A 23,697-nucleotide genomic window follows, 5' to 3' on the forward strand; every position below is an offset into this window, starting at 1 on the left:
ATGCTTATTTCATCTTAAATCTCTAAGATGCCTATATATTTATTGTGTAAGGCTTTAAAATTCTTACACAATAAATATAGACTTAAAAGTCTTTTTCGCCAGAAATATGTTCAGGATAACCACAAATAGATCTTGATGTTTGCATACCTGCCATCGTAGCAGCCTCCACACATCCGGCATTTAATCCTGTTTGGATCCAATCACCTGTTATATAAAAGTTATTAAAGCCTGTTTTATCTGTTGCTAATCGATATTGACTACTATTAACAACTGACATCACATAACGCTCAGATGGATCTATATTCGCGCGCCAGAATTGGCTATTAAATCTATTTTCACCCACTTGATTTTCAGGGTCGATCAAAATTGACCAATCAAACTCACCAGGTTGAGCCACGTCTGTCCAAAGGTTATATATTGAGTTTTTTAAATTACCAATGGCATTATTTTTAACTTCCAACTTACATTGCACAGCAAACTCATGTTCCGTTTTTGGAGGGAAATTACTTACAGGCAACACACTGCAAAAATAAGCAACATTTTTAGGTTCAAGTGAAGTCGGCCAAGTTTCTTTATCAAGTAACTGATCCATTGAAGCCCAAGTATCAAATGGTTCAACAAAACCACTCAAAACTGGCTCTTCACCATTATTAGGGGTATATTGCCAACCTAATTCATCTAATGTTTTATCATTCCATACCTGATAGGCCTGAGTAACCACAGTTTTCACTTTATCACTCATGGTTTTTAAATCGGGGCTTTTATCTAATAAGTCAGCGCAAATAAATGGTAAAGAACCTACCGAGATACCAAAAATAACCTTATCAAAATCAATGCCATTTTTAAGTGTTTTTTGTGGTAAGTCTTGGCCAAAATATGTTTTATAAACTTGGGGCCAATTAGTCCAAAAAGATTCTAAATTAATATTGTTTTGTTGTAGTAAATCAGCTTGTTCATCATTAATTTGATTGTAGTTAGGTCTATCTGGCCAACATGCTAATTCTAATTCATAACCTTTAACTGGCACGTTAACTAAAGGGTTATAATCAGTAACGCCCTCTTTTAAAGCAACTTGTTGGGTGATCTGTATGGTATCAACAGTATTACCTTGAGCTGTGATGCTTTCTACTTTATTAAAGTATTCAAATTTAACGCCTCTATCTTGCAGCGCCTGATAAAATGGTGTGAAAATGGTGTCACCCATACCTGCTTGCATTTTCCACATAATGGCACCTTTATAATTGAGTGCAATGCGCATCATGCAGCGTATTATAGTGCCCGCTTCAATGTTAGGTTTATCATAATTGCCATCTTCATATGCAAAAACTAAATCGTAAAAACCTCTTACAGGTGCTGAATTTACGGTATATTTTTCATTAGCGCCGTGTTCACGTAACCATTGTTTGTAATCCGAATTATTGATGACATTAAAACCATGTTTAAAAACATCGTCTTCAATCATGCCAATCAATATTGTTAACCCTAAATCAGCAGATATAAATAAACGTCTGATTTTATCGTTTTCATCTAAAAGTTCATAAAACTCTGATATGATCCAACGTCTTAATCTTTTTAGTAAAAATTTAATTGCGTTATGATCGTCTGAATTTCTATCTTGTAATTTTGTTGGTAACTGTTTTAAAAAAGTTTCTAAATGTTCAAGTGAATATTTTACATCATCCACAAGCTCTTGGCTTTCTACCGATATAAAATTAGCCATTCTTTCAAGCCAAGACTCATCATCATCGTCATCTCTTTCTGATAATTTATGCTCTGCTGCTTCATTGCGTAACTCAGATACAAAATGTTTGATCCACATATAAGCAGTGCGAAATAAATCCCAGATATCCAGTTCATCATCAATTTGACCAGGCACTAAATCATTCGTGGGGAACTCTATTGGCCAAGTTTGCCATTTATCTTCGATGTATTCTTGCAACACAATTGAGCTATGCTGTTTAAACGCATCTTGCCAAGTTTGCAGTGGGGCACCATCTGGGCGATTTAATGCGCCATAGGCCTTTTGAATCGTGCTAAATGCATTATCGTAAAAACCAAACCATATATGTAAGCCATGCTCTTCAATTCTTTGCGCATAATCAACATTTCGACCACTTGCGCCCTTACCACCAATACGCCATCCCATTTGATAAACAGTAATATCGTATTTATCTTGCCAATTTTCTTGCTCAGTTAAATAAAATGCAGCTGTCATGGCCGATACACCACCGCCTAAAATCGCTATTTTTTCTTGTGTCATTTTATAATCCTTTACTTTAAAGGCTCATCGCCGCTTCTTGGTTAAAATCGAATAGAATATTAAAAGGTAATAAAGGCCTTTGGCTTCCCACCTCTATACCAAACATGTCCGATAGTGGAAACATATCTACCTGATTTAACGTAAATTCAAATTCATGGAAATAAAGTTTTCCAGTATGAAACTTTTTAATGACTGAAGGGGAGTGCAATACATCTTGATACACTGCATTGGTTGCAGAGCCATCAGGCAGTTGTTTAAATAATAGCTGATCAATTTGCGGATTAATAAATCCACTTAATAGTTGTTTATAGACTGAAAAATCCAAATCAAAAAAATCAATTTCATTTTCTAATAAAGACATACCTTCTTCAATTAAATCAACAAAATTTTCTATGGGGCTTTCTGTATCTTGTGCCACCATTTTTACATTAAATAACTCGCATGGAGACATTTTGGTATCTGGTGAAAATGTTTTAAATGCATCCACCGTCATTGAAAAAAAGTCTGGACTACCACCAATATCTGGCATTTTATAATCACATAAGTATTTATTAAATCCCCATGTTTCACGCCCATTTATGAGTGCATAAACATTATTGACACAAATAAAAGCAGGATACCAATAAATATGATTTACTTTATCGCCCTGCATTTTTGCAACAGGCAACCAGATTATGACATCTGTTTCTTGAAAATAACCTTGGCTCGCCCAAGGTTCAGTGGTGGGTTTAATATTTTCAATATCAGTGAAAGTTAACATGCAATATTGACTGATTGCTTTAAAAGTATAACCGGGTACTAAACCTACAGTTTCATCTAAGTAGGTTTGAATTTTATTTAAATCGCCCTTAATAAAAAAGCCATACATATTGGCATTTATCATTCTACAAGGAGGTTGAGCTATTACTGAACCCGGAAATTGGGCATATGGCGGTTGTTCTGTTGACATGATACTTATCCTTTGTACTAAAAATTAATGAGGCTAACTCTTAAGTTCATTTGTATATTCATGTTTTTGGTAGTCACAATTCATACTCGCAGAATGTCACTATTTCGTAAAGCTGAAAAAGGGGTCGGAGTGAATTAAATTTTAATTTAACAAGTGCCTCTTTATTTCAGTGACTAATTTAAAATTATTCACTTTATCCTTTAATGCATTTCACTTAACCTTCCAGTCATATTTTAATGAAAAATAAACTTGGGAATGAGTATGTTTGATGTAAATGAGTATTTTGAAGGCAAAGTTAAATCTATTGCTTTAAGGGCGATAAGCTAAATTCGACAGTAGGCGTAATTGCAGCTGGGGATTATGTTTTTGGTACTTCTCAAAAAGAAGTAATGGCAATAGTCAGCGGCCAATTAATTGTAACCTTACCAAGTGAAGTAGAGCTGAGTATTTTTAAAACCGGCGAGTCATTTATTATTTTAGCAAATCAAGAATTCAAGGTAACAGTGAAAAACAATACAGCGTATTTATGCACATAGTAATAACTTAGGACATTAAAAATTTGCTGTTGGAACTATTCAACAGCCTGTCTTTTTAGCATAATAGACATTTCTAACCTAATTTCTTGTAGGTAAGGATCATCATAACCTAAAGTAGAAAACTCATCCAAACATGCTTTGTACTGTGTAATTTTTTCTGACGAAGACTTTGACTGCCCTAAAAATACATCTTGCTGATTAAATTCCATAGCTCTCTTCCTTGAAAACCAAATTAATTAACTAGATTTTAGAATAGACCATAGATTTTAAAAGTACCTATTTTATCGCAATAAGAATGTAATAATGAATTTTTTAATAAAAAATTCAATTAATTTAAGTATATAACAATTTTAGATGAGAATATTTATATAATTAAAAGGCATCTAGCTAAGGTGAATTTGAGATATATCTTACAAATATATAGGGGGATTTAACGTGAAATTTAGCGTAGCTTGAGGCCCGAATTTTTAATTAACTCCGACCCCTTTTTAGTGTTTATTCTGCTTTTGGGTCGCCTTTAATGAAATACAGATCACTAAAGCCCATTTTAATGAATTCTGCATCGCGGTAATTTCTCACTGCTGAAGAGCCTTTTGAGGTCATTTCAATTGCTTGCACCATTTTCAAATAATGTGTTAAATCTATGCCTTCTTCAGCAGCAACAGCTTCATGCATATTATGAAATTTGTCATATGCAAAACTGATTTCTTTTGTAACATTCTTATATTTGTAGGTGATCTTACTGGCCATTTATGGGTTCCTATAACAACAAACTGAACAACATCAGTCCTAATATGACTATTTTAAGCCTTTATCTGTCTATATTCAGCTTTTATTTACGATTGTTTTATTTAAAACGTGAAAGGTCTCTAATTTCTACACTAATATTATCAAGTGCTATTGCGTCGATTTAAATACGCCAAACTTTATACCTAAATAATTAATTCTCATGACAGTTAATACTCCTAATACAAACGAGATCTCTATTTGTATTCCCCATAAAATCAAACAAAATCAAACACATTCAATAATATATAAAAACTACTTGTATCAGCAATAAAACCCATTATTCCTACAGCTGAAAAACGCAAAAACTCAAACATACTCAACCTCTATCTTGTTAGAAATAAGTATGCTCTAACTGGTGTCTATAAAATGTCATTTCTATTGATGACATTTTATAGACCTTACCTTGTGTATCTTAGCCATATTGAATTAATACATGAGAATGACAATGCCATTAATTAGTGCACCTAAACAGTTATTTCAAAAAAGAAGGCATATAAAAACATCACTTTAAGTATTTTAGTGCCTGTTTATAATGAATCTGAAATGCTGACAACTTTTCATCATGAAGTATGTCAAGTCGCCGCAAGTCTGCCAGATGAGAATATTGAGCTACTGTATGTAAATGATGACAGCACTGATGATAGTTGGTCACTTCTAGAGTATTTGAAATCTGATATAGTTAATATAAAACGCATAAATTTGAGCCTAAATTTTGGCAAAGAAGCCGCTATGACAGCAGGGCTTGATTTGGTAGAGGGTGAATCAGTTATTTTACTTGATGCCGATTTGCAAGATCCACCATCTCTTATCCCTCAAATGTTAGCTAAATGGCGCGAAGGTTTTGATATCGTTAATATGAAACGTACAGAGCGTTTAGGCGAGTCTCGTTTTAAAACAGCATCAGCACATATTTATTATCGTTTACTTGTAGCCCTTTCAGATGTGCCCATTAAAAAAGATGTGGGTGATTTTAGATTGCTAAGCCGCTGCGTTATCGATCATATAAAAAAATTGCCTGAACGTAATCGCTATATGAAAGACATTATGGCTTGACCTGGTTTTAAGCAAACTAACCTTGAATTTGAACGCCCAGAACGTGTTGCTGGTGAAACCAAATGGTCATTTCTTCAATTAGTTAAGCTGGGTTTATCTGGCATTACCTCATTTAGTGTTAAACCACTCAAAATAGCCACTTGGTGAGGTGCTAGCATCTCAATGGGTGCGTTTTTATATAGTGTATTTGTTATGTTTAAAACTTTAACTTTGGGCGACCCCGTTGCTGGCTACTCATCAATGATGGTAATGTAATTATGGCTAGGCGGAGTACAACTTATTGCGATTGGCGTATTAGGCGAATATATCGGGTGCATTTTTGTGAGTCAAAAGGACGACCATTATATTTAGTTATGGATAGCCATAGCACTAAAGCAAAACATCAGGAGGCTGAATATGGATTAGTCACTCAGCATTTTAGCTAAATCTGCCATCGGTTTAATTATAGCCTTTATCGCCTTTAGACTCGCATCCCTAGGAGCATACCCCTTATACGATACAACAGAAGCCAGATATGGTGAAATTGCCCGTATCATGCTTGAAACGCGAGATTGGATCACCCCACAAATTGATTACAACATCCCTTTTTGGGGCAAACCTCCAGTTTATGCATGGTTATGACAGATGCAGTATTAACGCTTTTAATCACCTTAGCTATGAGTAGCTATTGGCAAGCATTTAAATATGGTGAAAAAGCATTTTACGGTAACTTATTTTTCATTGCTTTAGCCATAGGTATGTTAGCAAAAGGCCCTGTGGTAGTGGTTATTGTTGGTATACCTTTAGTAATTTGGAGTATCTGTCAGAAGTGTTTTATACAAGCCTTAAAAAACACTGCCTTGGCTTAGTGGGATCACTTTATTTTTAGCTTTTTCTTTACCTTGGTATATTTTAGCCGAAATGAAAACACCTGGATTTTTAGAGTATTTTTTATGGGGAGAGCATATACAACGATTTTTAGTATCAGGATGGCAAGGCGATTTATACGGTAGTGCACACAAAGAAGCTAAAGGCACTATATGGCTAGCCATGGCTTTTCCTTGGTCATTTATTTTGTCTCATAGAGCTTCCTTGCGAGGGCATTAATTTAGACTCGACAAGTATTCATGTTGATGGTAATTATGAGCATGACAACGACAGTAAAGCAGTAAAACTAGTTCGAGGTTACAGTCGAGACCATCGCCCAGAGCTGAAACAATTCAATCACTTGACGAACAGAAGCAGTTATTTATTTCTCGTGCCCCACAAAAGTTAAAACAAGTAAACACGCAATAGCTCAGCAGCATACCCTCGACTTTAAGCCGCTTGATAACGGTTATAGCGCAGCATGGCTTGAGTCAAATTATGGCGAAGTTAAGCAACGCTGGTTATTAATTAAAAGTGAACAAGCGAAAAAACGAGAGCAACATACGCTAGATAAACGTATGGAAAAAGAATTAAACGCGGCCCTCAAATCATTCAAAATACTTAGTCGTCAACGTTTTTCTTGTGCATTAGATGCGGATAAGGCATTAAAAACATGGTTAAAATCCTATCGTGAGGTTGGAAAAAGTGACAGTGAAATACTCAAACACGCTGTATTTAAACAAAGTGCCCGTCCCAAACTAAATCAACAACCCGATAGTTATGAATATCAAATAACAGGGCTGTTATATTGGTCGTTAAAAAATCGGGAGCAGCGATTGCAGTAAAAAGGCATGTTTATGTTAGCAACCAATGACTTGAGTGAAACACTAACGATAGAGAAAATGCTTAGCCTTTATAAATCACAACAAAGTGTAGAAAAGGGCTTTAGAGCCCTAAAGAGTCCTGACTTTTTAACCGCGTCTCTTTATTTGAAAAAGCCAGAAAGGATTGAAGCACTACTGATGGTAATGACGTATTGCTTAATGGTTTATGCCGCATTGGAGCATAAGATCAGAAGAGAGTTAAAGGCTCAGTCAGTATATTTTACCAACTTAAAATACAAACCGTGCCAAAATCCAACTGCTCACGGGGTGTTCTTTTGCTTTCAAGGAATTGATGTATTAACAATCAGTGGTGAGCAACAATTAGTCCTCAATGTGGAGGAGAGGAACAGTATTATCATTAATTGCATGACAGCATCTATCAAGAAATTTATTCCTAAAAATGCTACGGAATGTCGGATTTATGAACACTAAATATTATTTTAAAATCAATAGCCTTATAGATTAGGCGCTAAAAGAAATAAGAAATGGAATTTTTGATATTTATCGCTTTGGTATTCATTTACTACGCGATTAAAGAGCTAAATGAATCTAAAACAGTTGATGCCACACAGTTTATTAAAAGTATTGATAAGTTAGATCCCCCAATTATTTTTGAGCATAAATTAAAAACTAGTTGGGGACCTAATTATTGATATACCGCTAAAGTTGGAGATATATCTTTAAAAACAGGATTAACTAAACAGCTAGTTTTACCCGCTAATGCAGTGCTAATGAAAGTTAAACCTGCATGGTCTTATTAAAAAAATAAGTAATCAAATTAAATATTCTGTTTTAGAAAGTTAAAATAATTAAAGCAGAAGCCTTAAGATACAACACTTTATTTCAAAAACTGCGTTTTATCTTGCCTTAAACTAAGCACGTTATTGATATCCAGCTTGGCATTTTCTTTAGAGTTTTTAACTGCGATGCCTTCGTGTTTTAGTAACCATAATTTTCGCTCTATACCGCCAGCATATCCCGTTAAAGTACCTGAAGCACCTATTACGCGGTGGCAGGGCACGATAATACTAATAGGGTTACGACCATTTGCACCACCAACAGCCCTCACAGATTTTGGATTATTGATTTTATGTGCAATGTCACCATAAGACATAGTTTGGCCAAATGGGATATCCACTAAACAGTGCCAGATAGATTCTTGAAATTGTGTGCCTTGCTGATCTAGTGGTAAATTAAATATTTTTCTTTCGCCATTAAAATACTCTATTAATTGCAGCTTACAAGCATCTGTTGTTTCATTGCTGTTCGTTGATGTTTTTAAATCATCACCGCAAAAAATAACCTGAGTGATGCCAATATCAGACGCTTTTATTTCTATTAAGCCTAAAGGGCTATTCATATAATCAGTAAACATTATAACTGACTCCACAATTGAAAAGTTAAATAACTACCCCAAGGTGAGGCTTGCTCTGGCTCAAATTTATAGTTTGCATTGCCGATGGCTTTTTTTACACCTAAGTCACCACCTAAAAATATATCAGGATCACTTAAACCTCGCATACAAGCATAATCTGTAGTCCAAGGCCCGATCCCTTTTAATTTTAACCAATTATGAGGCGCTTCGGGTTCGCTGTTCACTAAAAAGTGATTAGCTAAATTGTTGAGTGTTTGTTTTCGTGAGCCAGGTATTTTTAAAAAATTCAAATCACTATTGGCAATAGCTTGCGGTGTTGGAAATAAAAACTTATCGCCTATAGCAACACCTAAATTAGCAACTAAAATCGTAACAAGATTTTTAGCTGCAACGACAGAAATTTGTTGTCCTAAAACAGCTCTAATACCAGCTTCAAACATACTCCAAACACCCGGTAATCGCACACCTGTATTGATAGGTAACTGACCATCAAAACTCTCTTTAAGGTTTTGTTCAACTGAATCCAAATCAACGTCTAAGTCTAAAATGCGTCTAATATTATTCACTATCGCTTTAAGGTGTTTTATATCATTCAAATCAATTATCACATCAAATCTATTTTTATCTTTGATATGTTTTGCAGTAAAACGCCCCTGAGTACCATTGAACTCAAAGGTGCGCCCATAAGAGTTGTCATCTCCCCATTCAAGCGCTTCAATACTGCGTTTTTTAAAAAAGGAAAGCATAAAATTACTATCGTATGGTGGGCGATAATACAACTTAAGAGCAAGCTCACTTGATTTTTCGGTACTAGACTTTCGCATTTGTGAAGGCGTCAAATTTAACTGTGATATAAAACAATCGTTAAAACGCCTAATACTCGAAAACCCACTGGCAAGTGCAACTTCTGTGATCGGCAACTTTGTTTGATGTAATAATTGTTTTGCAAATAAACACTGCTGATATAAAGTATATGATTTAGGAGATGTGCCTAGATGTTTATTAAAAAGATCTCTTAAATATCGATCACTTATACCTAAACGTTCAGCTAATGCCTGCAGCGTCCCGTTTTGTAATGCACCCTCATCAATTAGCTTAATAGCGCGACTTAACGTTGTGCTAACACCTTTCCAAGCCGGAGAGCCCGGCGCGCTATCTGGTCGGCAACGTAAACACGGACGAAAACCCGCCGAAGCAGCTTCTATCGCCGTAGCAAAGTAAATCACATTTTCTTCTTTCGGTGGAGAAGCAGGACAAATTGTGCGGCAATATATTTTTGTGGTTTTTACTGCAGTAAAAAATTTACCATCAAAACGCGGATCTCGTGACATTCTCGCTTTTTGGCAAATCTTACTATTTAAAGGCGGGTTTAACATTTAAGCTTCAATTAAATTACTCTTAAGGCAACTATAACCCAGTGAATATTTAATTCTAGCCAGAAACGGAAGTGGTTATAAAAATAGTTACTACTTTAAAATTTATAAATAATAACTTTGCCTTGCATAGTCAGTATTTAATCGGCAGTTATCATCTATTTTTTTCAAATTACATAAAGGTTTTTCTGATTTAATTATCACCTTACTCTGGCCGTTACCAACAGTCACAGAGGGGCATGAACATAAAAATAATGCACTTAATACTATTAAAGTTCGATACATAACAGTCTCTATATTATAATTATTGTTTGATTACATTTTATACATTGTTTTATACCTCAAATCAAAAGCTATTTAAATACTAAGAAAATTAGATTGGCTAACTACCAGTAGGTCCCTACTTTTAATTATTTTGATTAAGCCAGTCATCTCTGAGTTTGATCCAACCTTTATACTCCTGTTCACCATAATTAGACTCCAAGAATAGCTCTTTCACTATGCCGCTAGTAATTAATTTATCTATAGCTGAGGCTATCGCTACTAAGTTTACAGGAACGTCTCTTGATATTTTAATTGACTGAACCAGTTTATCTTTTGAAAGGTTATTTAAAGAGGGTTGTGAGGTTATTATTTTGGAGATACTTGCCATGTTAATTTCCTTTTAAAAAATGACAATTGCTATCGGTTTAATGATGCCGATACAAAGTCAGATTAAATAGTACCTTTTTGAAACAAAATAAATATCTGATAGCAGTAAAGCCCCTTTACAGTTATAAAATAAAAGGCGCTAATAAAGTTAGCGCCCTAAAATTATTAACTTTGACTCTGAAGCCATTCAATCGCGGCTTCAATTATCAAATCTTTTTCTTGTGTACGTTGCTCTAAAGTAAAAATGCTTTTTCAATCGAAACAGGGACTCCCGTGCCTTCAAACTCTAGACCATCATGACTAATATAAAATTCATTAGAAATACTATATTGCAAACCGTGAGGCAAAGATTTAGGTAAGATATCAGACAGGCCACCCCCCGTTGATTGGCCAATTAAAGCAGAGTTATCTCTAGCCCTCATAGCAATAGAAAAAATTTCAGCCAATTGCAGATCTAATACAGCCAATTTGTCAGTTTGGGTTTCACCTAGTTCAATAATTTCAGATAATTCCATAGATTCAATATATAAGTAACCAAAGTTCTCATCTGTTTTTGATCAAATTAAAGTCTCTGTTTCATTAAATTTCACATCAGCATCTTGCACTAAATAACTGCCAATAATGTCCATCTCAATTTCTATTTGCTGTTCTTAATAATAAAAAAATCAAATAACTGTGCTTGAGTATCAATGTCATCTAAATCATTCATTTCTAGATATTCAGCTAATGTAATATCATGTATCTCCAATTTTCGAGATACACTAAACTCTTCATCAATTTCTTCATTTTCGATCCCCACGTGAAAGTCTTTTAATGGTGCAATCATTTGAGAAAAAATCTCAAATAATTCCTCCAGTGATGTTGTAGCTGTGACTTGGGTAACATAAGTTTGATAAGTTTCATCCCAATTTACATTTTTGATATGAAAAAAAGCATAATACTCTTTATAGTTTTGCCAAAATATTTCAAAGTCTTGTTCTGGATTAAAAACATAACCTTCATCACCTTGCTGCTTTAATACATTATCAATACAGTTATTTGGTAATGATAATTCACGAGCCATTTGAACTCCTGGTATTTTTATGCCACCGATTATTGATATAAAACTATCTTTATCATCAGACAGCGCAATGCTCTTTATTAAACTATCATAAGATAATTTATAAGATAAAATCGATTCATCAAGCTTGAACTCATGGCAATATTGTGAGGTTATTTGATAAAATTTATAACCATTATCTTGTATATCAAATACCCAACCATAAGCAGGCGCACTCCAAATTCCTATTTCTGTTTTTTCAATCTCTGGTATAAGCGGTTTTTTATTTTTACTATCAGAGTCATTACAAGCACTCATTAAAGCAATAGAACCCGCTAAAAGTGACCATTTTATTGCATCAAAAGCGAAATTTTTACCTTTTATATTTATCATCCTTGTCAGTTTATTAATAACTGTTTTTTAGTGAGATAATAATGACTTAAGACAGTTTTAAATTCCGTTGAGAAATTGTCTTAAATTGTTAGTCCCTTTTTCAAATCAAGACAAAACTCTGCTAAAGATAAAAAAATACAGGTTATTCTGCGGGTATTTATTTTTTGAATTTTAAATAACCTTCTATGACGCGATTATTTATTAGTTTTTATGTCGTTCTATTTTGTTTGATCAGTGCTTATAGCTTTGTCGCAGATATGAGTGTTGAAACTTGGTTAAGTGACATGATAGTCATTGATAAAACGAATGATTATATTGGCGCATTTTACCTTATGGAGAATTTACATAAGTCTCTTGATGAACAGGCGTTTGATAAAGCAATCGAAAATTTTCCTCGCCAATCTAATACGCACTAAAAATGTTTAACATAAATAATATTTATTTTGATCCTAAGTTTTTTGACCATGATTCAATTTATTTCGCAGATGAATATAACGACTTGCTATATTATCGATTTCAAGACTCTGATTTAGTTGTACGAATTGGCCCTGTGGATACCTACGAACCGCTCACTGAATATCAGTATTGGTATGAAAGTGGTTATTATCCATTTTTAGCTTTAGGGATCTTTTTATGGGTATTATTATTCCACACAAAATTAAAACGCTTAGATAAAGCAGCGATAGAATTAGGTTAAGGAAACCTTTCTGTTCGAGTATCACAAAAAGGAAGGCATAGGGTAGGGAAGCTAAATCATTCGTTTAATTTAATGGCGACTCAAATTGAATTACTAGTTCAAGGCCACAAAAACTTAACTAATGCAGTTGCACATGAACTAAGAACACCTATGGCGCGGATCCGCTTCCAACTCGATATGCTGTATAACGAACAAGAAAACAAACAACGCCAAGAATATATGTTTGGTATTTTAGATGATCTCAATGAATTATCTGATCTAGTTGATGAGTTACTCACTTTTGCTAAATTTGATAGAGATCCTATCGCAACTCAATTACAACAAAACTCATTAAACACCTGCATTAATAATGTGATCCGATCTCGACACTTTAATAGTCAAGTGAAGATTAATTATCAGCAACAATCAACAAAATATGATTTAGTACCCTTTGAACCTAAAAATTTAGAACGGGCTATCGGTAATTTATTAACAAATGCTCAAAAATATACACAAGATACTGTCAATATACATATTAAACATCATAGAAAACTGACAAGTATATTTATCGATGATAATGGACCTAGTATACCTCATGAGAGCAGAGTTGATATATTTCAACCATTCAAGCGCCTAGATGATAGTAGAACCCGCGAAACTGGTAGTTATGGATTAGGCTTGGCAATCGTAAAACAAATCGCTATTAGACATGGTGGTAGCGTATCAATAGATGAATCACCTATCGGCGGTGCTAGGTTTATATTGAGTTGGCCAAGTAAATGAATTTTTAATAAACCAATTTAAGTTTTAGATTATGAATACAATTAAGAAAATTAACTATGATATCCAACACAAATGAACAATCATCATCAGATGAAGTGCATTCGGTATCTGATTTACATTTTGGTAAGTTATCTATTTTCACTAAAAAACGGCTGGTCACATTAAATGATGAAAAAATGCAGCTAACGACAAGTGAATATGATTTATTACTATTACTAGGGTAATCCCCCCATTTTTAATAGAGTTCAAAAGTAGACGCTTTTCTCTGTGTTAGTTTACGTTTTTGAATTGGGGTTATACCACCAATTCCCATGTTAGGTCGTTCATGCTGAAGAAGTTCTTTCCCGAGACTTTATTTTTAAAGCAACTCGAGGTATTGAGTATGTGGTATGGATCGTACAGTAGATACTAAAATAGCGAATTTAAGAAAAAAACTCGGTGATAGCGGCTCTTTATCTAGTAAAATTATCACAGTTCGCAGCCAGGGGTATCTTTTTGTGCCTGATAATTGGCATTAACACATTACAATTGTAACGATTTTCGTTACATTCCCATACTTACTGAGCCTACCGACTACACTTTTACCAAATCATAATGACACTTCTTTAATACAGTTTGTAAACTTAGGTATTGTCATGAAAAAATTATTCCCTTTGATATTTGTTAGTTTAATAGCCACTGTTGGCTGTAATAGTGGAGGCTCTGATAAAAAGAAAGAAGTTGAAATCGCAGAAGTACATCATATTAAGCCAAGTGATGTGCCAGCCTATATTGAAAACTATAAATCGCAGCAACAAGCACTTAACCTTGAATTTAAAGGCACTGATTACAGCATATCTTTGATTGATTTTGATATGGATGAGAATATCATTTTAGCTAAGTTTGAATTAGGTATTGTTTATATAGGTTTTGATTTTGACAAAGAAGCGCCTATCAATTCATTAACTGTATTAGAAGCAACAAATATTAATGATTTAGAGAATTCTGTTACAGCGAGTTATTCTGCATCAAATCTCTCTATCACTGAGCAAGATGAAAATTTTGTTTATACTGGGGACTTAATTGACGCACAATCAAGCGGTTTATTTAATGTAAGCTTAACATTTAATGAATCTCTTATTTCTGGTGGTAATAGCGAGTTAATGATACAAGATGATATGGCTTACTTAAGCGGTACTCTGGGCTCTAAAACTTATGTCCAAATCAATGAATTAATTAACCAAAACCCAAGTATTAAAACAATCAAATTCATCAGCATTGATGGCTCTGTAAATGATGCTATTAACATGCATACAGGACGTTCAATCCGAAATGCTCAGTTGACTACTTATATGCCCAGTGACGGTGAAGCATATTCAGGCGGCGTTGATTTATTTGTGTCTGGTTTTAAAAGAAAATATGAAACGGGTGGTAAATTAGGCGTACATTCTTGGTGTTGTACAGCGGGAAAACCTGCCAACAAATTAGGTAAAGACCACCCAGGTCACGGCGCACAACTTACATTTTTCAGAGAATTACTAGGTAACGAACTTGGTCCTGAATTTTATTTTTACACTATTAATGCGGCTTCTTTTGATAATGTGCATATTATGTCTGAAGCAGAGTTAAATAAATATCAATTAATAACTGATTAATTAAAGAAAGGTACTATTTGAAATAGTACCTTTTAGAACACTTAAGTTAAACTTATCAATATATTCCTACAGAGTTATATTTATAATGAATCAAAGCATTTTTATCGTTGAAGATGATTTAAAACTCGCTAGCTTATTAAATGACTATTTTACTGAGTTTGATTTTGAAACTACTGTGATTACAAGTGGTGATGATGCGGCCGATAGTATTATAGTAAGACAACCTGATTTAGTCATTTTAGACTTAAGGTTACCAAAAATTGATGGCTTAACTATCTGTAGAGAGATCAGAAATAAATACCAAGGTGTTATTTTGATGCTAACGGCAAGTGGCGATGATATAGATCAAGTCGCAGCATTAGAGCTAGGAGTAGACGACTTTGTACAAAAGCCGATTCAACCTAGAGTGCTATTAGCTAGGATCAGAATGCTATTAAGAAGAACAGTCAAAAGAATAAACAGTGATAATAGCAAAGAAATTACCTTAGGAAGTTTAACGGTAAATAATGCACTTAAGTCATGTACCTTAGATGATCAACTTGTACTTTTAACACCTTCAGAATTCGCATTGTTATGGCAGCTAGTATCACAGCCAGATACAGCCTTAAGCCGAGAGCAATTACAAAAATCATTCACAGGCTTAGAGTATGATGGCACAAACCGCATTATCGATAATAAGATAGCCCAAATACGCAAAAAACTAAAAGACGACTCTAATCGACCAAAAGGAATTATTACTGTTAGAAATAAAGGTTATATGTTTGTTCCTGATTATTGGTCTAATTAAATGAAAAGACTCTTTTTTTCATTATACAGCGCACTGATAGCCACAATTATTTTCTTTGTATTTGCAGCTCATTGGGTTAATACATATTTATTAATAGATGTAGATAATATAATTGAAGCTAAAAATTTCGAAGCTGAGATAGAATTACTCGAGCAACTAACTCCTTATATTTCCAAGCAACACATTAATAAAAAGCTATTAAGAATTGCAGAACTTAATCAAATCATCATTACTGAAATTGAATACAATAAAATACCTAACTTTGTACAAAGTAATCTAAAGAAACAAAAGGTTTGGGTTGATGATAATGATCTTGCTTACTTTTGGGCTTTTAAGCCAAAACAGTATTTTTCAATATCAGAAAATGAGCAGCATGATCTCGTTAAAGTGGATATCATGATTGAATATGCCACTATATGTTTAATGCTGGCATTATTGGCTGCCATGTCATTTATTTGGATGAAGTTTTTAGGTAACAAACTAAAATATTTAGAACAAGCAACCGAAAAGTTCGGCGAAGGAAACTTTAGCGTAAGAGCGCCTATTTCAGCTAATTTAGCCTTTGGTAATCTCAACTTAAGGTTTAACACAATGGCTTCAAAAATCGAAAGTTTACTCTCAAGCCATAAACAGCTTAGCCATAATATAGCCCATGAATTAAGAACCCCAATTTTTAAAATGCAAATGCAATTAGAGCTGCTTGATGCTAATGCTACGCCTAAGCAACAAAAGTATATTTCAGGTATTGAAGAGGACTTATTTAATCTACAAGACCTTGTAGATGAATTATTGCAATATGCGCAAGCTGAACGTGCTGAATTAACTATTAAGTTTCAAAACTTTGAACTTAACAATGTCATCACAGATGTCATAGGTGATTTATTACCTAATACAAATCAAAGTATTAGCTTTAAGCATGACGCTTCAGTTAATACTTTAATAACAGCGGATAAAAATTTAATACGCCGCGTCATTAAAAATTTAATACATAATGCAATTAAGTATGGTGACTCACTTATTGAAGTTTCAGTATCAACTTATGAAGAAAACGTATTTGTATATATTGATGATAATGGTCCTGGAATAAACGACTCTCAATTAAATAAAATATTTGACCCTTTTTACCAAGTTGATAGTAACCATCAAGGCTATGGTTTAGGTTTATCTTTAGCCAAGCAAATTACAAAATTACATTGTGGTGAATTACGTTACGAACCAAGTTGGCTAGGCGGTGCCCGATTCATAATAAAATTACCATTAAACTTATAATTAATGCTACCCATAGGCTTAGAGTAAATTTATAATCCATACTTAGACACATTAAAAGCTTAACTAGAGAACCGTATGGACTCAAAAGAAATTTATCAAAACAATCCGCTACAGGGTGTTAAATTAGAAACAATATTAAATGAGCTTGTTGATCATTTTGGTTGGGAAATTATGCATGCTTATTTGCAAATTAATTGTTTTAAAAAGAATCCTAGCATTGCATCTAGCTTAAAGTTTTTACGTAAAACCGAGTGGGCTAAAGAGAAAATAGAATCTTTTTACATGTATAAGCTTTTAGGCTATCCAAAAGCAGATGATGAACAATTCCAGCTCCCTCCAAGAGATCGTATTGTGCCATCACATCATAAAGCCAGAGGTCCTGCAAACTTAAGTCTTGATGATGCACAAAGATTACAAGAGAAAAAATCGAAAGTGGCGCGTCGAAGAAACTCAACACCAGATAACCCTTGGGGTCAGTAAATCAATATTAAAACGATAAAAGGCAATTCCTTACTATAATGGAAATTATATGAGATAAATTCCATTATAGGTTTGCCTTTTATGAATTTAAGAATTGCACGTTATAGTTGCTTTAGTGTTACCTTCTTATGGCTATTCTTCAGCCATACTGCAGCTTTTTCAGAACAAGTAAACTTACAAAAAGAGATTACAGTCAATATTTCAAGTCGTAATCATGAAAACCGCAATTATTATATTGAACTCATAAAACGATCCCTAGAAGGTGAAGGTTACTTGGTCACTTTTAACGATCTTGGTATCTCTAATACGTGAAGACAGAAAAAAGATTTAAATGAAAATAAACTCTCCTTAATCTGGCGTTTAAAAACACCATTAAGAGACAAGAGTTTTACGCGTGTAAATATTGGTTTAAGTAATGGGCTCATAGCACAAAGAATATTATTTATTAAAAATAAAAATCAACATGCATTTGAAAACATCACTAATATAGAGGACTTTCGCAAAAGAAATTTAGTGGGTGCATTTGGTGATAGCTGGTTTGATATTGATATTTGGCATCATAATAATTTACCATATTTTGAGTTCCTAGGTGATAGGCAAAAAATTTATACTATGTTATCCAGTGGCAAAAGACACATAGACTATTTCTCACGTGGCATTAATGAAATTTTAGCTGAAGCTAAACAGCATCCAAACCTTAAAATCGAACAAAATTTATTACTATGCTATCAAAATGATAGTTATATTTATGTAAAAAAAGATAATCATCAACTGGCTGAAGTGTTAGAGAAAGCATTAAGCAAAGCCGAAAAATCAGGTTTTTAGATAAATTAATAGAAAAATATTGGGGTAATTTGAAGCAAGAATTGCAGCTTGATACTCGAACTAAAATCACTTTAGATATGCCTAATTTAACTGAATAAATAGAGCATCCATACTCTATATTCCATCGGAATTTAATGTTCTGAGCTAATCATACTCAACAATATCAAATACTGAAAGTGGTGGTACTGGTTCATCATTCTCATGATCTCCTAGTACATAAACTTGACCGTCTTTTAACGCGATATCGCTGGGATCTGACACATCTTCATGATCTAAGTCATATACGGCTACAATCTCGCCAACTAAATTAAGCTTAATTAATTTAGTAAATTTTTCTGATAATACATATACATTACCTTGATGGTATTGAACATCTTGGGCATCATATTCAAAAATGCTTCCCTCTGTTTCACCCGAATACGTGATGTCATATCTTTCTTTAAGGGAGAAATCAGAGTTTAAAATAATAAGTTCATCTATCGCATCTTCATCATTTTGATCTGGTACTAAATAATACTCTTGCGCTGAGACATCATAACCTAAATCTGAGTAGCTATAACTTTCACCTTCTAAAGCAATTACTTGAGAAGATTCATCAACAGCATTATAAATCACCAATTGATGTGCACTTTGATCGTTTAGCCATACTTGCTCTTCACTTTATTGAACAATTGCGAGTTCGGTAAATGCGCTATCTTCAGATACTTGCCAAGTCACTAATTCATCTTGCGCTCTGTTATAACGATTTAATATGTTGTCACCTGTTACATAGCAAGTGGAAAATCTTCCACCATTGACTTACCTTCAGCTGGTACAACTAATTTTAGTGATGCAGGCTCAGGCACAATAGGGTTTTTACTTGAATCGTCATCATCGCTGCTACAGCCTGCTAAAAATGTTTTTTGAAATTTCATAAATAAATTGCTCTTTTATTAAGTTGCTGGTAGTTTATTCAATTGAAAGTCTAAAAAATGTCAAAATTGGGCTGCCACTACAAAGAATTGCAAAGGATTACAAAATAAGTTATAAATTACCGATTATTGGACCAGAATAGTATTAATGCAATAAGGCTATATAAGGAAATATATGTCTGAAATTACAATATTAGAAATGTTAGAAAGAATTCGTATACATCATAGTGGCGTTGAAATTAAATATGCCGAGTCTCATTGGTGTATCAGTGCAGGAAGCATTGAATTACATTCAACCTCCTTTAAAAGCTGTGTATCTCAGGTATACAATTTTGGCGCAGGGATTAATCACTGGCCCACAGAAGATCCTCTTCATACACAACCTTTAGAAAACCACTTCGCACAAAACCTAGAACAATTAAGAACCAAAGCGCATGACTTTACCGTTGAAGGTACACATTATGGTTGGATCGCCGATTTCACTAAAAGTGGTTTGTTTATGGCAAACTCTGCTGATCAAGTCGTTAATAAAGCAATAGACAGTGTAATACAAAATCAAACAACCATATTTTCGAGTTAATTTAGTTACTTAAAAATAAAATGGAAATAATTAACTATCTGTTGTCAACCAAACTGCATTAGATGCGTTTTAATATTTGAAATCACTTATAACCCCCTACGGAGTTCCAAATGACTAAAATAACTAAAAAGCTCAATATCGCAGTACTAACAGGTTTAATTTCAGTAACAGCGGCTTTATCTGCGCCACAAGTATTAGCCGAGAAACAACGAAAAGGTGGTAAGCAAGGCAAACTTGGATATAGTGCAGAACAAAAATTCAATCGTATAGATGTTGATCAAAGTGGTGAAATCACGTTAGCTGAAATGACAGATCCTGCCACTGTTAAAGCAGAAAAAAAATTAACCAGAAAAGATACAGATCAAGATAGCGTTTTATCTCTAGAAGAATTTAGCCAAGGCAGGCATGGTAACGCGATTGATTTGTCAGTAATAGCCGATGAAATCGTTTTATGTGTCAGTGATTTAAAAGCAGAGACAGGTGATGATAATATAATCGTACCATCAGCTGATAACTTTGTATCTAAGGAAGAGAAGTTTAATACTATCGATGCTGATGCAAATGGAACAATTGATTTATCTGAGCTACAAACAGCGATGGAAACTAAAGCGACATCTGTTTTTGAGATCATGGATACTGACGATAGCAGCTCAGTAAATTTAGATGAATTCACAGCAGCATCTGAATCTAATAAAGCCACTAAAAAAGCGATTCGTCAATGCGTTCAAGAATTAACTGACGAAGATTAGAAGCTAATACCCCTTATCAATATTTGTAATTCACCAAAGCAGCTCAGAGCTGCTTTTTTACATTAATAGCTACACTTTAATTATTATTTCTCATTTGGCCACATTATTTCCTTAATTTTAGTTACACTGAGAACATATACTTCTATTTTAATATATAAGGCTTGTTTTGCAGTGTCTAATAACAACTAAATATACCTTCACGATTCTGTCATTCTTTTTACTAGCCATACCTAATCATGCAAATGCCGCAAGTATTGATATCAGCTATGGTCAGCAAGGATACCAAGTCCAATTGCAAGATGAAACTGTCACTCTCACTCCAGTAGGCAATGCAATTTCTTTTTCTACCAACTTAACTGATGATTTCAGTATGGGATTGAATTATCAAAATTGGCAAGATGATAAGAACTTTGACAACAGGGTTAATACAGATGTAACGCTTTCAACAGCTGGTGCAAGCTTAAGCTATTATTTAGATAACTGGTCATTTTCTACAAATTACAGCCAATCTGAAGTAGATACGAAAATATCAGGTCTTAAACGAAAGCAAAACATAAAAAATGAAAACATTGATTCTTCGTCTTTTGGCGGCTCAATTGGTTATGGGTTTGCTAAAAATGATTGGTTTTACGGTCTTTTAATTAGCGGTTTATATAGTGATTGGGATTTCGATAAATACCAAGTGAAAACGAAGCAAGATGAAGGTGTTCCTCCAAAAGTCACAACAGAGAAAAGTTCAGGAAATTCATCGAGTATCAGTTCAAGCTTGTCTGCTGCTTATTATATCCCCTTAGAAAATGAGACTGGTCTTATGCTAGGCGGGCTTTTAACATGGAATTATCTCGTATCAGGTGACTCGGCCTTAATATCTCGTAATGGCAGGAATGTAAATACAAGGAAAAATGGATCTCCAAGAAATGTTACAACTAACTCCGCAGCACTAAATTCAATTTCTGGCGATGATAGTTATGGTCAATTTGCACTTTATGCTTCTTACGATATTGATGATGCATGGTCGGTGGATATTGATACCTCGATAAATATTGCAAGTGATTACGATGCTTATACCTGGTCAATCAGTTTAGGTTATATATTTTAACAATTTAATAAAGCAATATAGGGCATTAGTGCCCTCTATTTTTTTGTCTCATTTTACCTTGTGTTTTTTTGTTCATTTTTTTCATATTACGCTTATTAAATTTTTCCATTAATTTACGTTGCTTTTCTTGTGGTAATTGTTGAAATTTTTTGTGAACATTTCTTAATTTTTGCTGTTTTTGAGCTGGTATTTGTCTGAATTTATCAAATTGCTGTTTTAACTTTGTTTGCTTTTGCGGATCAAGCTTTTGCCAGTTATCAAACTTATTTAATACTTCTGTTCTTTTTTGTGCATCCATTTCAATCCAACGAGTTGCACCCAGTTGTAGTTTTTCTTGTTTATCCGCTGGTAATTGGCCCCAATTAGATGAAAATTGTTTTAAAACATTTTGCTGCTCAGCGTCTAACTTATTCCACTCAAGTGCATTAACTTGGGGCATAAAAATAAATAAGTAAAAAGTAACAAAGATTAGTTTAGCCATCACTTTTATCCTCCAAAGTATTTTTTTTAGAATTTTTAACATCTGTTTTATTGGTTTCATTTTTATCTAACTTTAATTTAACTTTATTACTCGATGTATTTGATAAAACATTGGCTGAATTCAATTTTAAATCTAGTGGCCCAACCAATTCGCCATCTACTTCAACCATATCAGCTAAGAATTCAAAAAAAGCCATATCAGGCACTTTCTCTGGCTTTTTAGGCTCTGTATGTGCTGTAAAGCTCATAACAAATAATATGCTATAACAGTGCGTTTTGTTCATTTTCAGCCAGCCAAGTTATAAACTCTAATTCTTCTAATAACATTAAATCTTCAGTTGGAACCTGAACACTCATCATAGCTAGAGGTATTTCAGGCACAATTGACTTAGGCTGATTAATAGTTGTTAAAGATATTAAAATAACAGCAGCTATTGGCGCCGCCACTTTAAACATCATATTATTAAAAATCAGGTTCAATAACGTAAAAATTGATGTTTTCTCGCTACCTACAGCGCTTTTCATTAAAGCAGTATTACGTGCTTTTTCTAAATCAGCTACAACACTTGCAGATAAGTTCTTAACCGAAGCATCTAACGCCTGATTCAGTGCTTTAGCCGCTTTATCATTTTGATTTTCTTTAGAAGGTGATGTCATGATCTTCTTCCATTAACGATTTTAATTTTGTTACAGCACGAGAGTAATGTGTTTTAACACTCCCTTGAGAGCACCCCATTGCTTCTGCTGTATGAGCCACTGAAAGGCCCTCCCAGCTACGTAATATAAAACATTGCTGCTGCTTAGCAGATAATTGTTTTAAATGTGTTAGCGCTGCTGTTTGTTGCGCTGATTTTTCAAATTCTTTATCAGGGGTTGCTAATTGATTTGAATAATCAACTTGTGATGAAAAAACTTCAGTTTCATCATCTAAGATATTCGATTTCCAGAAAAAGACTAAATTTCTCACCTTTTGATGTCGGTGCCAATCTCTAATTCTGTTTTGTAATATTTTATAAAACAGTGGCTTCCATTCATTTGATGGCCTCTCTTTATAATTAGTCACCAATTTAATCATGCTATCTTGCAATAAATCTAGTGCATCAGCATGGGTACCACACGCAAAGAAAGCCATATGATATGCTCTTTTTTCAATATCCATTAAAAAAGCCTCCATAGTAAGCTCGGCAACTTTTTGTATTGGTTCAGAATTATCTGCCATTAAAGGAATAGCGTGATGTCCATATAAATTAATGTTTCGATTACAATTTTGATCCAT

At 33.9% G+C, this 23,697-nt stretch carries 32 protein-coding genes and 2 pseudogenes; 19 read left to right on the forward strand and 15 right to left on the reverse strand.

Annotated elements, in window-relative coordinates:
- Positions 1-82: 82 nt before the first annotated feature.
- A complete protein-coding gene (locus tag PSA_RS19860; protein WP_042146189.1) occupies positions 83-2,260 on the reverse strand; it encodes an FAD/NAD(P)-binding protein in 2,178 nt (725 codons plus the stop codon).
- A 16-nt stretch (positions 2,261-2,276) separates the two neighbouring features.
- Positions 2,277-3,209: an acetoacetate decarboxylase family protein gene (locus PSA_RS19865; RefSeq protein ID WP_042146191.1), complete on the reverse strand. Its 933-nt coding sequence runs from the start codon at positions 3,207-3,209 to the stop codon at positions 2,277-2,279.
- A 261-nt stretch (positions 3,210-3,470) separates the two neighbouring features.
- On the opposite strand from PSA_RS19865, the pseudogene PSA_RS19870 reads away from it, so the two are divergent.
- Positions 3,471-3,745, forward strand: a pseudogene (locus PSA_RS19870) (pyrimidine/purine nucleoside phosphorylase).
- Between the two features lie 35 nt (positions 3,746-3,780).
- Here PSA_RS19870 and PSA_RS25430 read toward each other — a convergent pair.
- Complete coding sequence (locus PSA_RS25430) at positions 3,781-3,954, reverse strand: hypothetical protein (RefSeq protein WP_157575799.1); 174 nt, start codon at positions 3,952-3,954, stop codon at positions 3,781-3,783.
- A gap of 286 nt (positions 3,955-4,240) precedes the next feature.
- Complete coding sequence (locus PSA_RS19875; protein WP_042146193.1) at positions 4,241-4,495, reverse strand: DUF2960 domain-containing protein; 255 nt, start codon at positions 4,493-4,495, stop codon at positions 4,241-4,243.
- A gap of 558 nt (positions 4,496-5,053) precedes the next feature.
- Between PSA_RS19875 and PSA_RS26570 the strand changes: the two genes are divergently transcribed.
- From PSA_RS26570 to PSA_RS25435, 5 genes and pseudogenes are all read left to right on the forward strand, one after another.
- A complete protein-coding gene (locus PSA_RS26570) occupies positions 5,054-5,587 on the forward strand; it encodes a glycosyltransferase family 2 protein (RefSeq protein WP_231665447.1) in 534 nt (177 codons plus the stop codon).
- Between the two features lie 617 nt (positions 5,588-6,204).
- Positions 6,205-6,435, forward strand: a complete 231-nt coding sequence (locus PSA_RS26575; RefSeq protein ID WP_052380026.1) for a phospholipid carrier-dependent glycosyltransferase — start codon at positions 6,205-6,207, stop codon at positions 6,433-6,435.
- Positions 6,436-6,487: 52 nt separating this feature from the next.
- On the forward strand, positions 6,488-6,673 hold the full coding sequence (locus tag PSA_RS26580) for a hypothetical protein (protein ID WP_231665449.1): 186 nt from the start codon (positions 6,488-6,490) through the stop codon (positions 6,671-6,673).
- Positions 6,648-7,715, forward strand: a pseudogene (locus PSA_RS26585) (IS1634 family transposase); the annotation flags it as partial. The gene PSA_RS26580 and the pseudogene PSA_RS26585, both read left to right, overlap by 26 nt.
- An 87-nt stretch (positions 7,716-7,802) precedes the next feature.
- A complete protein-coding gene (locus PSA_RS25435) occupies positions 7,803-7,970 on the forward strand; it encodes a hypothetical protein (RefSeq protein ID WP_157575801.1) in 168 nt (55 codons plus the stop codon).
- A gap of 185 nt (positions 7,971-8,155) precedes the next feature.
- On the opposite strand, the gene PSA_RS19905 is transcribed toward PSA_RS25435, so the two are convergent.
- The 5 genes from PSA_RS19905 to PSA_RS19925 form a co-directional block, all read right to left on the reverse strand.
- Entirely contained in the window at positions 8,156-8,692 is a 537-nt protein-coding gene (locus PSA_RS19905) for a methylated-DNA--[protein]-cysteine S-methyltransferase (RefSeq protein WP_042146216.1), read from the reverse strand.
- Positions 8,692-10,068, reverse strand: a complete 1,377-nt coding sequence (locus PSA_RS19910) for a DNA-3-methyladenine glycosylase 2 family protein (RefSeq protein ID WP_042146218.1) — start codon at positions 10,066-10,068, stop codon at positions 8,692-8,694. Before PSA_RS19910 ends, PSA_RS19905 begins: the two co-directional genes overlap by 1 nt.
- 403 nt (positions 10,069-10,471) lie before the next feature.
- Complete coding sequence (locus PSA_RS19915; RefSeq protein WP_042146220.1) at positions 10,472-10,717, reverse strand: hypothetical protein; 246 nt, start codon at positions 10,715-10,717, stop codon at positions 10,472-10,474.
- Between the two features lie 232 nt (positions 10,718-10,949).
- Entirely contained in the window at positions 10,950-11,231 is a 282-nt protein-coding gene (locus PSA_RS19920) for a S41 family peptidase (RefSeq protein ID WP_042146221.1), read from the reverse strand.
- A gap of 122 nt (positions 11,232-11,353) precedes the next feature.
- A complete protein-coding gene (locus PSA_RS19925) occupies positions 11,354-12,148 on the reverse strand; it encodes a hypothetical protein (protein WP_042146223.1) in 795 nt (264 codons plus the stop codon).
- A 185-nt stretch (positions 12,149-12,333) separates the two neighbouring features.
- Here PSA_RS19925 and PSA_RS19930 point away from each other — a divergent pair, with 185 nt between their 5' ends.
- From PSA_RS19930 to PSA_RS19970, 10 genes are all read left to right on the forward strand, one after another.
- Positions 12,334-12,564 carry a hypothetical protein gene (locus tag PSA_RS19930; RefSeq protein WP_042146225.1) on the forward strand — a complete coding sequence of 77 codons (231 nt, stop codon included), beginning with the start codon at positions 12,334-12,336 and terminating at the stop codon, positions 12,562-12,564.
- A 2-nt stretch (positions 12,565-12,566) separates the two neighbouring features.
- Entirely contained in the window at positions 12,567-12,845 is a 279-nt protein-coding gene (locus PSA_RS19935; RefSeq protein WP_042146227.1) for a hypothetical protein, read from the forward strand.
- 72 nt (positions 12,846-12,917) lie between these two features.
- A complete protein-coding gene (locus PSA_RS19940) occupies positions 12,918-13,607 on the forward strand; it encodes an ATP-binding protein (RefSeq protein ID WP_042146229.1) in 690 nt (229 codons plus the stop codon).
- Positions 13,608-13,663: 56 nt separating this feature from the next.
- Positions 13,664-13,831 carry a hypothetical protein gene (locus PSA_RS25440; protein ID WP_157575802.1) on the forward strand — a complete coding sequence of 56 codons (168 nt, stop codon included), beginning with the start codon at positions 13,664-13,666 and terminating at the stop codon, positions 13,829-13,831.
- Between the two features lie 165 nt (positions 13,832-13,996).
- The gene (locus tag PSA_RS24830) at positions 13,997-14,125 is read left to right on the forward strand and encodes a winged helix-turn-helix domain-containing protein (protein WP_269432855.1); all 129 of its coding nucleotides are present in this window, start codon (positions 13,997-13,999) and stop codon (positions 14,123-14,125) included.
- A gap of 117 nt (positions 14,126-14,242) precedes the next feature.
- Positions 14,243-15,241 (forward strand): hypothetical protein, encoded by a 999-nt coding sequence (locus PSA_RS19945; protein WP_042146231.1) that lies wholly within the window; start codon positions 14,243-14,245, stop codon positions 15,239-15,241.
- Positions 15,242-15,326: 85 nt separating this feature from the next.
- Positions 15,327-16,028 (forward strand): response regulator transcription factor, encoded by a 702-nt coding sequence (locus PSA_RS19950; RefSeq protein ID WP_082305840.1) that lies wholly within the window; start codon positions 15,327-15,329, stop codon positions 16,026-16,028.
- Positions 16,029-17,297: an ATP-binding protein gene (locus PSA_RS19955; protein ID WP_042146235.1), complete on the forward strand. Its 1,269-nt coding sequence runs from the start codon at positions 16,029-16,031 to the stop codon at positions 17,295-17,297.
- A gap of 75 nt (positions 17,298-17,372) precedes the next feature.
- A complete protein-coding gene (locus tag PSA_RS19960; RefSeq protein WP_042146237.1) occupies positions 17,373-17,777 on the forward strand; it encodes a VF530 family DNA-binding protein in 405 nt (134 codons plus the stop codon).
- A gap of 513 nt (positions 17,778-18,290) precedes the next feature.
- Positions 18,291-18,602 carry a hypothetical protein gene (locus tag PSA_RS19970; protein ID WP_042146240.1) on the forward strand — a complete coding sequence of 104 codons (312 nt, stop codon included), beginning with the start codon at positions 18,291-18,293 and terminating at the stop codon, positions 18,600-18,602.
- Between the two features lie 144 nt (positions 18,603-18,746).
- Here PSA_RS19970 and PSA_RS19975 read toward each other — a convergent pair whose 3' ends face one another.
- Positions 18,747-19,220 (reverse strand): hypothetical protein, encoded by a 474-nt coding sequence (locus PSA_RS19975; RefSeq protein ID WP_042146242.1) that lies wholly within the window; start codon positions 19,218-19,220, stop codon positions 18,747-18,749.
- A 146-nt stretch (positions 19,221-19,366) separates the two neighbouring features.
- Entirely contained in the window at positions 19,367-19,516 is a 150-nt protein-coding gene (locus tag PSA_RS25445; RefSeq protein WP_157575803.1) for a hypothetical protein, read from the reverse strand.
- Between the two features lie 172 nt (positions 19,517-19,688).
- Here PSA_RS25445 and PSA_RS19980 point away from each other — a divergent pair, with 172 nt between their 5' ends.
- The 3 genes from PSA_RS19980 to PSA_RS19990 all read left to right on the forward strand — a co-directional run bounded on the left by PSA_RS19980 (position 19,689) and on the right by PSA_RS19990 (position 21,941).
- Positions 19,689-20,093 carry a hypothetical protein gene (locus PSA_RS19980; protein ID WP_042146244.1) on the forward strand — a complete coding sequence of 135 codons (405 nt, stop codon included), beginning with the start codon at positions 19,689-19,691 and terminating at the stop codon, positions 20,091-20,093.
- A 110-nt stretch (positions 20,094-20,203) separates the two neighbouring features.
- A complete protein-coding gene (locus tag PSA_RS19985; RefSeq protein ID WP_042146246.1) occupies positions 20,204-20,842 on the forward strand; it encodes an EF-hand domain-containing protein in 639 nt (212 codons plus the stop codon).
- Positions 20,843-21,008: 166 nt separating this feature from the next.
- On the forward strand, positions 21,009-21,941 hold the full coding sequence (locus PSA_RS19990; RefSeq protein WP_042146248.1) for a hypothetical protein: 933 nt from the start codon (positions 21,009-21,011) through the stop codon (positions 21,939-21,941).
- A gap of 25 nt (positions 21,942-21,966) precedes the next feature.
- Here the strand turns inward: PSA_RS19990 and PSA_RS19995 are convergent, their stop codons facing one another.
- From PSA_RS19995 to PSA_RS20010, 4 genes are read right to left on the reverse strand one after another with little or no spacing between them, the layout of a single operon-like run.
- Positions 21,967-22,422, reverse strand: coding sequence for a DUF3106 domain-containing protein (locus PSA_RS19995; RefSeq protein ID WP_042146250.1), 456 nt, complete (start codon positions 22,420-22,422; stop codon positions 21,967-21,969).
- Positions 22,415-22,705 carry a hypothetical protein gene (locus PSA_RS20000; RefSeq protein WP_042146253.1) on the reverse strand — a complete coding sequence of 97 codons (291 nt, stop codon included), beginning with the start codon at positions 22,703-22,705 and terminating at the stop codon, positions 22,415-22,417. The genes PSA_RS19995 and PSA_RS20000 overlap by 8 nt, the downstream gene beginning before the upstream one ends.
- Positions 22,683-23,078 carry a hypothetical protein gene (locus PSA_RS20005; RefSeq protein WP_042146254.1) on the reverse strand — a complete coding sequence of 132 codons (396 nt, stop codon included), beginning with the start codon at positions 23,076-23,078 and terminating at the stop codon, positions 22,683-22,685. The genes PSA_RS20000 and PSA_RS20005 overlap by 23 nt, the downstream gene beginning before the upstream one ends.
- On the reverse strand, positions 23,062-23,697 hold the full coding sequence (locus PSA_RS20010; protein ID WP_052380028.1) for an RNA polymerase sigma factor: 636 nt from the start codon (positions 23,695-23,697) through the stop codon (positions 23,062-23,064). The genes PSA_RS20005 and PSA_RS20010 overlap by 17 nt, the downstream gene beginning before the upstream one ends.

The organism is Pseudoalteromonas sp. '520P1 No. 423', from assembly GCF_001269985.1.
Lineage (GTDB): Bacteria > Pseudomonadota > Gammaproteobacteria > Enterobacterales > Alteromonadaceae > Pseudoalteromonas.